Annotated in this window: 9 protein-coding genes; all 9 read left to right on the top strand. The window is 40.2% G+C overall.

Annotation, left to right across the window (positions count from 1 at the left end; translation table 11 throughout):
- Positions 1-72 precede the first annotated feature (72 nt).
- The 9 genes from AC1MGI_RS19010 (at position 73) to AC1MGI_RS18970 (ending at position 11,502) form a co-directional block, all read left to right on the top strand.
- Positions 73-1,302 carry an ROK family transcriptional regulator gene (locus AC1MGI_RS19010; protein WP_480347013.1) on the top strand — a complete coding sequence of 410 codons (1,230 nt, stop codon included), beginning with the start codon at positions 73-75 and terminating at the stop codon, positions 1,300-1,302.
- A complete protein-coding gene (locus tag AC1MGI_RS19005) occupies positions 1,299-2,396 on the top strand; it encodes an extracellular solute-binding protein (RefSeq protein ID WP_480347012.1) in 1,098 nt (365 codons plus the stop codon). Before AC1MGI_RS19010 ends, AC1MGI_RS19005 begins: the two co-directional genes overlap by 4 nt.
- Before the next feature lie 15 nt (positions 2,397-2,411).
- Complete coding sequence (locus AC1MGI_RS19000; RefSeq protein WP_480347010.1) at positions 2,412-3,518, top strand: ABC transporter ATP-binding protein; 1,107 nt, start codon at positions 2,412-2,414, stop codon at positions 3,516-3,518.
- Positions 3,511-5,199 (top strand): ABC transporter permease, encoded by a 1,689-nt coding sequence (locus tag AC1MGI_RS18995; protein WP_480347007.1) that lies wholly within the window; start codon positions 3,511-3,513, stop codon positions 5,197-5,199. Before AC1MGI_RS19000 ends, AC1MGI_RS18995 begins: the two co-directional genes overlap by 8 nt.
- 14 nt (positions 5,200-5,213) lie before the next feature.
- Positions 5,214-6,698, top strand: coding sequence for an argininosuccinate lyase (gene argH, locus AC1MGI_RS18990; protein WP_480347005.1), 1,485 nt, complete (start codon positions 5,214-5,216; stop codon positions 6,696-6,698).
- Positions 6,699-6,866: 168 nt separating this feature from the next.
- Positions 6,867-8,045, top strand: a complete 1,179-nt coding sequence (locus AC1MGI_RS18985) for an MFS transporter (protein WP_480347004.1) — start codon at positions 6,867-6,869, stop codon at positions 8,043-8,045.
- 357 nt (positions 8,046-8,402) lie between these two features.
- Positions 8,403-9,734: a UDP-glucose dehydrogenase family protein gene (locus tag AC1MGI_RS18980; RefSeq protein WP_480347003.1), complete on the top strand. Its 1,332-nt coding sequence runs from the start codon at positions 8,403-8,405 to the stop codon at positions 9,732-9,734.
- 12 nt (positions 9,735-9,746) lie between these two features.
- On the top strand, positions 9,747-10,277 hold the full coding sequence (locus AC1MGI_RS18975; protein WP_480349882.1) for a phosphatase PAP2 family protein: 531 nt from the start codon (positions 9,747-9,749) through the stop codon (positions 10,275-10,277).
- An 82-nt stretch (positions 10,278-10,359) separates the two neighbouring features.
- On the top strand, positions 10,360-11,502 hold the full coding sequence (locus tag AC1MGI_RS18970; protein ID WP_480347002.1) for a glycosyltransferase family 4 protein: 1,143 nt from the start codon (positions 10,360-10,362) through the stop codon (positions 11,500-11,502).
- Positions 11,503-11,543 lie beyond the last annotated feature (41 nt).

Genomic DNA, 11,543 nt, shown 5'->3' with positions numbered 1-11,543 from the left:
ATATTATCCTAATAAGGTATATTTTAGTTAATTAGGTAGATTGACTAACTAAACAGGTAAGGCCGTGATGTGATGAGTTTTAAACGAACACCCAGTCATCTGAAATTCGTTAATAAAAAAAGAATTATTCAATGTATAAAAGAATGTTCGCCGATTTCAAGGGCTGAGATTGCGAGTATGCTTGGTCTAAGTAAACCGACTGTTTCTCAACTTATAGACGAACTCATCAATGAAAAATGGGTCGTTGAGAAAGGCATTGGTGAATCTTCTGCACAAGGTGGGAGGCGACCGATTCAGCTCTTTTTTAATGAACGAAAAGCGTTTATCATCGGGGCAGATATTGGCGGGACGAATGTGAAAATCGTGGTATGTGACCTAATTGGTAACATTCTTTGTGAAACAAGTTTTTCAACAACTACGTATTTGCAATCAGGTCTTCTTAAGCAAATGGCGCTTGAAACGGATCGATTGATTAACAAGAAACAGATTTCTAAAGAGCAAATTTTAGGAATGGGCGTAGGTATTCCCGGGATCACGCAAACGAAAAGCGGCTTAGTGATTGAAGCTCCGAGCTTAGGGTGGATCCAATACCCGTTTATCGCAGAAGCGAAACGCTACTTTGATTTTCCGATTTATGTCGACAATGATGTGAATGTGGCGGCGATAGGTGAACAGTGGTTGGGGAACGCAAAGAATAAACGAAATGTGCTGTTTATTGCGGTCGGCACAGGGATTGGTAGCGGTATCATCCTGAATAACCAATTATACAGAGGGGCATCAAGTGCAGCTGGAGAAATGGGTTATATGGTGACAAATAAAGATGATATGAAACGTGAATTTAAGCCGATTTTTCACAGATATGGCTATTTGGAAAGTGTCGCAGGAGGGAAGTCGATTGGCGCAGATTTTACCAAAGCTGTCCAAAAAGACCCAGGACATGCTTTATATGAACAGGCGAGGACCTCTGAATTAGTAGGAGAAGAAGCTTTTTTGTCTGCCAAAAATGGAGACCATGTAGCAATTGCGGTTATTAACGAGGCAATCGAACATTTGGCGTACGCGATTGTCAATGCTGCGAGTTTACTAAATCCAGAGATTGTTATTTTAGGAGGTGGTGTACTACATTCAGCTGCATACATTTTACCTAGAATTTCCGAGATAGTAGATCCTTATCTGCCAAATTTAGTAGAAATAACAATTTCAAGGCTTGGAGAAAACGCAGGTGTCTTAGGAGCAGTATCACTATTTTTGAGAGAACATGAGAGCATTTTGAATGTTCATGATGAGGGGGATTTTTTATGAAAAATAAGAAAAAGTCGATTGTTTCCGTGTTGACATTATCTGCAGCGCTATTGATTTCTGGATGTAATAGTACAGAGACCAATACGAAGACAAACTCGAATACAGATGGTGCAAAGGAAGAAAAAAATGCATTAGAAGATAAGATTGTCGTGTATTCACCACATGGAAAAGATATCTTATCCAAGTTTGAAAAGCAATTTGAAGAAAAATATGAGGTCGATGTAGAGTGGCTGGATATGGGGTCACAGGAAATTCTCGACCGTGTGCGATCAGAGAAGAATAATCCGCAGGCCGATGTTTGGTGGGGAGCACCTTCCACGAACTTCAATCAAGCAAAGGATGATGGCTTACTAGCTGCTTATCAACCAACTTATTCTGCTAGTCTTGACGCGGGATTCCGTGATTCAGATTGGTATTGGACAGGTACGAGCCAGACTCCTGAAGTTATCATGTATAACAGTAAAGAACTATCAAAAGAAGAAGTGCCGAAAGATTGGGATGAGTTGCTTGATCCGAAGTGGAAAGATGAAATTATCATCCGCTATCCACTCGCATCCGGAACGATGAGAACGATTTTTTCTGCGATGATTTATCGTACGTACAAAGATACGAATGATCCACAAGCGGGCTATGAATGGTTGACGAAGCTTGATCAAAACACGAAAGAGTATTCAGCTAACCCGGAAATGATGTATAACAAGGTTGCCAAAGGAGAAGGTTCACTGTCTGTTTGGGCGATGCCGGATGTTGTCATGTTGAAGGAAAATAAAAACTATCCGTTTGAGTTTGTCATTCCTGAAAGTGGGACACCGGTATTGACAGAAGGAATTGCCATTGTTGAAGGCGCTAAGCATCCAAAAGCGGCAGAAGCTTTTTATGAGTTTGTCAATACACCAGAAGCCGCGAAAATCTTAGCAGAGGAATTTTATCGAATTCCGACAAGAAGTGATGTGACGGACTTACCTGACTGGATCACGAATACAGAAATTAAAGCGATGGATATAGACTGGAACGTTTTCCAAGAAAAAGGCGACGAATGGATGAAGTATTGGGATGAAAACATCAAGAGTGGAGACAAAGAAATTAAAGAATAAGGAAGTGTCGTTTGGATGGCGTCCATACAAATAGAGAATGTCCAAAAAGCCTTCGGAAAAACGATAGCTATTGACCATTTAAATTTGGAAATTAAAGACGGTGAGTTCTTTACCTTTCTAGGTCCAAGTGGTTGTGGGAAAACAACAACACTAAGGATGATAGCTGGATTTTATTATCCAACAAAAGGTGTCGTCCGATTCGGCGAAAAAGATATGACGCGTGTACCTCCGGAGAAAAGAAATACGGGCATGGTTTTTCAAAACTATGCTCTTTTTCCTCACATGACGGTATTTGAGAATGTCGCATTTGGCTTGCGAGTAAGAAAGGTTTCTTCTGCTGACGTAAAGGCGAAGGTACAAGATGTGCTTCGTAAAGTCAGACTTGAGAGTTATTCGGATCGTCAAGTGAGCCAGTTGAGTGGCGGACAGCAGCAACGGGTAGCTTTGGCCAGAGCACTCGTGATCGAACCAGAAATCCTCTTATTGGATGAGCCGTTAAGTAATTTAGATGCCAAGCTTCGCGATGAAATGAGAGCAGAGATTTTACGTTTGCAACAAGATTATAAGATTACCACCATTTATGTCACACATGATCAGGCAGAGGCATTATCGATGAGTGATCGGATCGCTGTTTTCAATTATGGGGTCTGTCATCAGGTTGGGACTCCTGCGGAAATTTATAATCAGCCTGCCAATGATTTCGTAGCAAGTTTTATCGGCGAAATTAATCTATTGCCTGTTCAAGTTGATTATGTCGAACAAGAGAATATAGCGGTTACGCTAAAAAATGATGGTGAACCAGTAAAGCTTATTGTCCATAATCACGCGAATGAAGGGGAGTTAAATAAAGGGAATTTGGCTGTTTCGATTCGCCCTGAAGCCATCCGGATTCTCGATGCCGTTGAAGATGGAACAAATGTCCTAAAGGGAAAAATTGAATCTGTCCAATTTTTTGGATCGATTGTCAATGTGATGGTACAGATTCACCATGTATCCTTAAGAGTAGATGTGTTAAATACGCATGAATTCGGCCATTTTTATCAAGGGAAGGACGTGTATGTAGAACTTCCTGAAAAACAACTTCGTCTGATCCCTGTCATAAGTGGTGATGCCAATGATTAAAAACCGTGATACGAGATTAACGATTTGGCTTCTGATTCCAGTCATATTAGTACTCGTGGCGTATGTTCTTTATCCTTCTTTGCGAACTTTTTTCGAAAGTTTACAAAAAGACGGATCGATTTCCTGCGGAAATTATCAGGATTTCTTCGTGCAGGAATCAAAAACAAACTTGGAGGCTCTGTGGAACTCGGTGTATATTTCGATTTTGAGTGTAGTAGTTAGTGCCTTAATCGGGATTCCGCTGGCGATTATTTTTAACCGCTATGATTTTCCAGGGAGAAGTTTCTTTTCAACTGCCGCGATTTTGCCAATCGTTCTGCCATCTCTAGTAGGTGTTATGGCGTTTATGTTTTTGTATGGTGAATCTGGATTGATCCCAAACGCGATTAAAGATTTGTTTGGTCTGGAAAAAGTCCCGTTTAAAATTGGCGGCGTTTCCGGAATTTTGATTGTACATGCGTATACGATGTATGTGTATTTTTATATGACGGTTTCAGCGGCGATTAATAAAATTGATCCATCCTTAGAAGAGGCAGCGTATAACTTAGGAGCCAATCGGTTCAAAGTGTTTTGGAAGGTGACATTTCCATTATTAACACCGGCGATCGTTGCCGCGTCTTTACTTGTATTTATGATCTCGATGGCTTCCTTCAGTGCCCCATTCTTATTAGCGGGCGGATATCGGGTATTAAGCTTACAAATTTATTTTTCAAAAATTAATGGCGACATGGAAATTGCCGCAACACAATCGGTTATTTTATCGATTGTTTCAATATCGTTTTTATTATTCATGCGTTGGTATCAAAACCGTAAAGATTACCGGATGGCGACAAAAGGAATTGGCGCGCACAGGAGTGAAGTGAAAAATCCGCTGATGAAGTGGGTGATGGTTGGCTTTGGCATTATCGGCGTATTGGTTCTGCTTTTGCCTCACTTTACGATTCTTTTGCTTTCACTTGTACCAGATGGGACATGGACATGGCAAACGTACCCGTCGGTCTTTAATGTTGAAAATTATCGGCTTTTGTTTGCAGATCCAAATATATTCAAACCATTACAAAACAGTTTAATCATGGCTGTGATTGCGACGGTTGGAAACTTGGTTTTTGGGGTAATCGCTTCCTATGTGTTGGTAAAAAGAAAATTCGTTGGCAAAAGCTTCGTTGATATTCTTGTCATGATTCCGTGGGCATTGCCGGCGACCGTTATTGGGATGAATTTAGTTTTCGCTTTTAATGAGCCGAGCGTTTTTTCATTCGGGCAAATATTAGTCGGCACATATTGGATTTTGCCGCTCGCCTATTTCATCCGACATATTCCACTCGTTGTCCGCTCGACGAACGCAGTGTTAGAACAATTGGATGATTCTATTGAGGAGGCAGCGAGAAATTTAGGAGCTAAGTGGTTTTATACCTTTAGAAAGGTAATTTTGCCGATTATTATGCCTGGTGTATTATCAGGGACATTATTAGCATTTATTGAGTCTGTTGGCGAATTTCCAACATCTGTCCTTTTGTATACGATTTCAAACAGACCGATATCGATTGAAATTATGAATCAGCTTCGTATGTTCAATATGGGTCAGGCCGCTGCTTACGGGATGATTCAGATTACGCTGATTGTGATTGTCCTCTTTATTTCGAACAAATTTTTTGGAATTAAAGCCGAAAAAGCCTTGTAAATGGTGGTGCAAAGATGAGTAAGTTGGATGAATTTATCAAAAATGAAGGTCGAGTATTTCCGGGGAAAACCTATGTCGAAGAGTTGTTAAAGCCGGTTTTTAATGATCAACGAGATTACTTATTTCATGTTATGTTCGATATTCATCGGGCCCATGTGATTATGTTATCCGAACAGAAGATTATCAAAGAAGAGGAAGCAAATCGTATGTTGGCTGGCATTCGGAAGGTGTCAGAGATCGATCTGACATTAGTATCCTACGAGCCACAATTTGAAGATTTATTTTTCATGATGGAAGCAAAAATTGGTGAGGAAATCGGTCATGAGCTGGCAGGAAAGATTCATATTGGCCGTAGCCGGAATGATATGGGTGTTGCGATGTATCGGCTCGTTTTGCGAGGGCATCTACTGCGGTTAATCGGTGATGCCAATCAGTTGAGTGAATCATTAATCATGCAGGCAGAAAAGCATACAGAAACATATATCACCGGGTATACGCATACGCAGCCAGCTCAGCCGACGACATTGGGCCATTATTTTCTGGCGATTTACGATGTGCTACAAAGAGATATTAGCAGGTTGTGGTCGGCCTATAAAACAGTGAACCACTCTCCACTAGGCGCGGCTGCTTTAACGACAACTGGTTTTCCGATTAGCCGGAATCGCACTGCAGAATTGCTCGGTTTTGATGAGATCGTTGAAAACTCGTATGACTCGATAGCAGGGGCCGATTATTTACTAGAAACAGCGACAGCGATTATGACGTGCATGGTGAATACTGGTAGATGGATTCAAGATTTCCTGCAACATGTGACAAGAGAATTTGGTACTTTTTATGTAGCCGATCCGTACGTACAAGTGAGTAGCATTATGCCGCAAAAAAGAAACCCTGTTTCAATCGAACATTCCCGCTCAATTGCGAGTAGTAGCTATGGGGACGCGCTTAGCGCGATTCAGATGATTCATAATACCCCATTTGGCGACATCGTGGATACGGAAGATGATCTACAGCCGCATTTATATCGCGCCTTCACCAATGCCGGTCGTGTGATGAAATTGATGTATGCGGTCATTTCTACGTTAAAAGTAAATGAAGAGCATGCAAAAAAAATGGCCGCAAAATCTAGTATTACCGTCACCGAATTAGCCGATACGCTTTCCCGTGATTATGGAATCTCGTTTCGAAAAGCCCATTCTGTTGCGAGTCATATCGCCAAACAATCGATACGTGAAGGGAAGGAGTTATATGACTGGGATACACAAGATATCAACGAGATGATGGCTGAATTTGTTGCTGTACATATTACCGAAGAGGAATGGCAGAAAATCATCTCGCCTGAATATTTTGTGGCAATTAGAAAGATTCAAGGTGGACCAAGTCCGAAAGAAGTGAGGCGGATGATTGTGAAACGAAAACAAAAACTGAATCAGCAATTGGCCGAATATGAGAAAATCGTTCGCGAATTGGCTGAAAAGAGGAAGGCTTTATTGGCGTATTGAGTGATATCAAGGGAAGAAAGCTAGTTTATTGGCTTTCTTTTTTTGTTTTTCCTTGATTATAAACAAAATTGCCATAAGTGGAATAGAGGAAGTTGTTTTAGAAAGAATAAAAGAACGGAGTGATAACAAAAAACATAATGACTGGTTAAATAAGGGATATGGTGATTAATGAAGGATGTAAAAGAAAAATTATGGACAGGGCAATACACAACAATTGTACTATCGACGCTGATTCTTTTTATTGGCTTTTATATGCTTACTGCAGGGTTTTCGATTCATATTACAGACATTAGTAATAAACCGACCTTAGCTGGATCGATGACGACCGCGTTTATGATAGCGTCTCTTGTCACCCGTTTTGTGTCAGGGATTCTTATTCAAAAACTGAATATGAAAGTCTTGCTGCTTATTTCACTTATGTATTTTATGGGGACGATCGGTTTAAGCTTTCTTAATGATTCTATCGGGTATTTGCTTTTCATTCGAGTTCTACAAGGTGTCGGTTTTTCGATAATAACCGTTTTACTTTTCACATTATCGAGCAGTCTTGTTCCAAGTGCGCGATTAGGTGAAGGACTCGTATTTTTTGCAATGGCCACAAGCATTGGCTTAACAGTGGGAAATATGCTTGCGATATCCTTTCTCGGTCGTTTTTCCTTTCAATCGTTGCTAATTGTTATCTTTTCGCTTGTGCTCCTTTCATTTATTGGTAGCTTATTCATTAAAAATATCAAAAAAGAAAAGCCGGTCAAAAAGAAAACGTCCGGTGAGCCATTTTACAAATATATGTTTGATCGTCGCGTACTACTGCCAAGTATCATTGTCGCATTAGACTATATGGCGATCGCAGGAACCGTTAATTTCATGGCGGCACTAGGGAAAGAGACAAATATTGGCGGTAGTATTTCGCAATTTTTCACTGTTCAGGCAATTACGATGATTATCGTCAGAATCTTTTCGGGAAGAATCTTTGATCGGTTTGGTCATAAAATTTTAATGATACCAGCGACTATATCTGGTGTGATTGGCTTAATTTTGTTAGGGGTCTCACATCATATTGGTTTGGTGCTGGTCAGTGGTTTCTTTTTTGGAGTCGCTTATGCAGTGATTCAGCCAACCATTCAAGCTTGGGCGTTAAGCCTCGTCCCATCGGAAAAAAATGCGACAGCTAATTCGATGTTGTTAATTTTTATGGATCTTGGAATGGCGATTGGTTCGATTGGACTTGGAAGTGTCGTTGGCTATGTCGGTTATGGAATGACTTTCAGTTACTCTGCTGTTTTCATGGTTCTCATTTTGATCATCTATCTTGTTGGTATACGAAAAATGAAAGTAATTAATCATTGAATGTTATGTAAGAGGCCGAGGCTGTCCAAATTACGGGACAGCCTCGGTCTTATTTGATTCATTCATTTCCTGTTCATCGACATTATTTTCAACAACTCTTGGCCCTTTTGCACTACAACTCGGTGTTTAAGATTTACGAGCGAGAATAAGCATAAATCGCGCGTGAATCAAGTTTTGCGCGCCAAATTCAAAATTCAGGAAACAGAACTCGTGAATTGCCCAAATTAGTTAGCGATAGTTCCGCATGTTTTGAAAAATTACAAAATATTTACAATCTCTTAACGCTAGCATAAGAAAAGATTGGACTTTCTTTAATAAAATAAAGAAGAGTAAACGTTATTTCCAAGGGGGGATTGGATGAATATTACCGTTGCTGGAACTGGTTATGTTGGGTTGGTTACAGGGGTTTGTTTAGCTGAATTAGGTCATCAGGTAATATGCTCAGACATTCAAGAAGAGAAAATGGCCATGTTGCAATCTGGCCGTTCGCCGATATATGAACCTGGGTTAGAAGATCTTCTTAGAAAAAACTTACAGTGTGGCCGATTGCATTTCACAACCAACCCACAATATGCCTACGGAAATGCTGAAATTATTTTTATTGCGGTAGGTACACCAGAGCAACAAGATGGTACGGCGAATTTAGAATACGTAAGAGAGGTCGCCCATTCGATCGCCCAGTTCATGAAGAATGATGTCATTGTTTGTACAAAGAGCACTGTACCTGTGGGAACAAATAATCAAATAGCTGAGATAATCCATCGCAATAAACCAGAAAATCTCTATGCGGAAGTGGTTGCCAATCCTGAATTTCTCAGAGAAGGATCTGCGATTGTCGATTTCTTTTACGGGGATCGCATCGTGATTGGTACGGATTGTCCAAAGGCACAAGCCTTAATGGAACAAATTTATCTTCCGCTAGACATTCCGATTATAAAAACAGATATAAAAAGTGCAGAAATGATTAAATACGCAGCTAACGCCTTTCTGGCAACAAAAATTAGTTTTATCAATGAAATTGCGACGATTTGTGAGAAGGTTGGTGCAAATATAGATGAAGTAGCAAAGGGGGTTGGCAAAGACGAGCGGATTGGTCCTTATTTTCTAAAAGCAGGTATTGGTTATGGCGGATCTTGTTTTCCAAAAGATACGAAAGCACTTGTTCAGCTCGCTGGCAATATGCAACACCCCTTTGATCTTTTACAGGCTGTTATTGAAGTGAATACTCATCAAGCATCACTCCCAGTTGTAAAGGCAAAGGAAGTAATCGGTTCATTAAAAGGCAAGAAAGTGGCATTACTCGGTCTGTCGTTTAAACCGAATACGGATGATGTCAGAGAAGCGGCCTCTTTAGTTATTGTCAAAGAATTACTGAAAGAAGGGGCAATTATAACGGCCTTTGATCCAATTGCGATTCCAAATGCCCAACATGTTTTAGGAAACACCATCGAATATACACAGGATATTCGACTTGCCCTCTTACATGCGGACGTAGCGATCATTGCAACAGAGTGGGAAGAAATTAAGCAACTTTCATTAGATTCTTATGAATTATATATGAAGAAACCGATCGTCATAGATGGGCGGAATTGTTACTCTCTTAAAGAAATTCGAAAACATCCGATGACGTATATTTCGATCGGCAGACCGACTGTTATACATGAATATAAGAAAAGTGAGACCTATTAGTGGGGGCAGATGATGGCGAGATTATTACATTCCTTTTATACCTACGAATGTCGATTGTTTCAGAAAATTAATCGCCATTTTGCAAACAAACATTTAAATTTCTTTTTCAGACATATTACCCATATTGGTGGGGCTACATGTACCATCGCGACCGTTTTGATGTTGATCATCTTTTCGTCAGGTTCAACAAGAGTGACGGCTATTTCGAGCGCACTTGCTTTAGCTGTCAGTCATATACCGGTTCATATTGTTAAGAGGCTTTTCCCGAGAAAAAGACCGTATTTAATCGTAGAAAAAACAAATTTTCATACGAATCCGTTACAAGACCACTCCTTTCCATCTGGTCATACAACGTCGATTTTCTCAGTTATCATACCGAATATCCTGTTTATCCCGGTTATTGCACTAATTTTACTTCCTTTAGGCATTCTTGTAGGCTTATCGCGAATCTATTTAGGCCTTCATTATCCTTCAGATGTTTTGGCAGGGGCGATACTTGGGTCATTTGTCGGGAGTCTTTGCTATTACTTGCTCAGTGTGTAATGCGGTGCCGAGAGGGAAGAAGCATATGTAATGACCTTTGCCATGAATCGGTTCTTACGCTTTTTTAATGAGGAGGATTCTCATGAAGATTGCCATTTTCACAGATACCTTTGATCCAGATATAAACGGTGTGGCACGAACATTGAAACGATTTACCGATTATTTAGGTGAACAGAATATTTCTTTTAAAATCTTTGCGCCAAAGTCACAAACTAATGACTATGTTTCTAGTCATATTCATCGTTTTAAAAGTCTGTCTTTTTTCTTATATCCTGAGTGTCGTTTAGCTTTCCCTAATCTCATTCAAGTCAAATCAGAATTACAGGATTTCGCTCCAGATTTGATCCATGTCGCTACGCCATTTAACATTGGGTTTTGCGGCGCTTATTATGCAAAAAAATTAAACATTCCATTAGTTGGCTCGTATCATACTGATTTTGATCATTACTTACAATTTTATAACATGGAATTTCTCTCTAAACTGCTTTGGCGATATATGAATTGGTTTCATCGCCCTTTTAAAAAAATCTTTGTGCCATCAATGGATACATTAGAACGGCTAAAACGTCATCAGTTTACGAATTTAGAGCTTTGGGGGAGAGGGGTCGATTGCAATCTTTATCACCCCCATTATGATAAAAAAGCGGTACGCAAGCAATATGGCATTCAAAAGAAATACTTGCTTACGTATGTAGGCAGATTAGCTCCAGAGAAAGATGTAAAGACGCTCCTAGCCATCGCAAAATCAATTCCAGCTTACATAAACGAGCAAATTCAGTGGTTAATCATAGGAGACGGTCCAATGCGTGAAGAGCTTGAAACTGAAGCTCCTGAAAACATGATGTTTACTGGCTATTTAAAAGGTGAAAAATTAGCGGAAGCGTATTCTGCATCAGATGTATTTGTTTTTCCTTCACCAACCGAAACATTTGGCAACGTGGTTCTCGAAGCTCTTGCAAGCGGTACACCGGTCATTGCCGCGAATGCAGGTGGAGTAAAAACGATTATTCAAGAAGGCGTAACCGGTCATTTATGTCAACCTGGGGATGTGCAGCAATTTACCGATTCCTTACTGCGATTGATCTATCATGATCAAGTACGGGATCGAATGGGGATCGAAGGAAGAAATTATGCGGTAACACAAAAATGGGATGCAATCTTTGATCAGTTACTTTGGCATTATGCGCATGTAATCGAAGAACCGAAGCAACAAAAGTTTGCCTAAGGTTGGAGTCAGCCTTTTATTTTTTCAAAAGGGCTGATTTC

This window comes from Peribacillus sp. BM1 (genome assembly GCF_056679975.1).
Note: the sequence above shows the minus strand (reverse complement) of the source record. Positions and strands in the feature narration are given on the sequence as shown.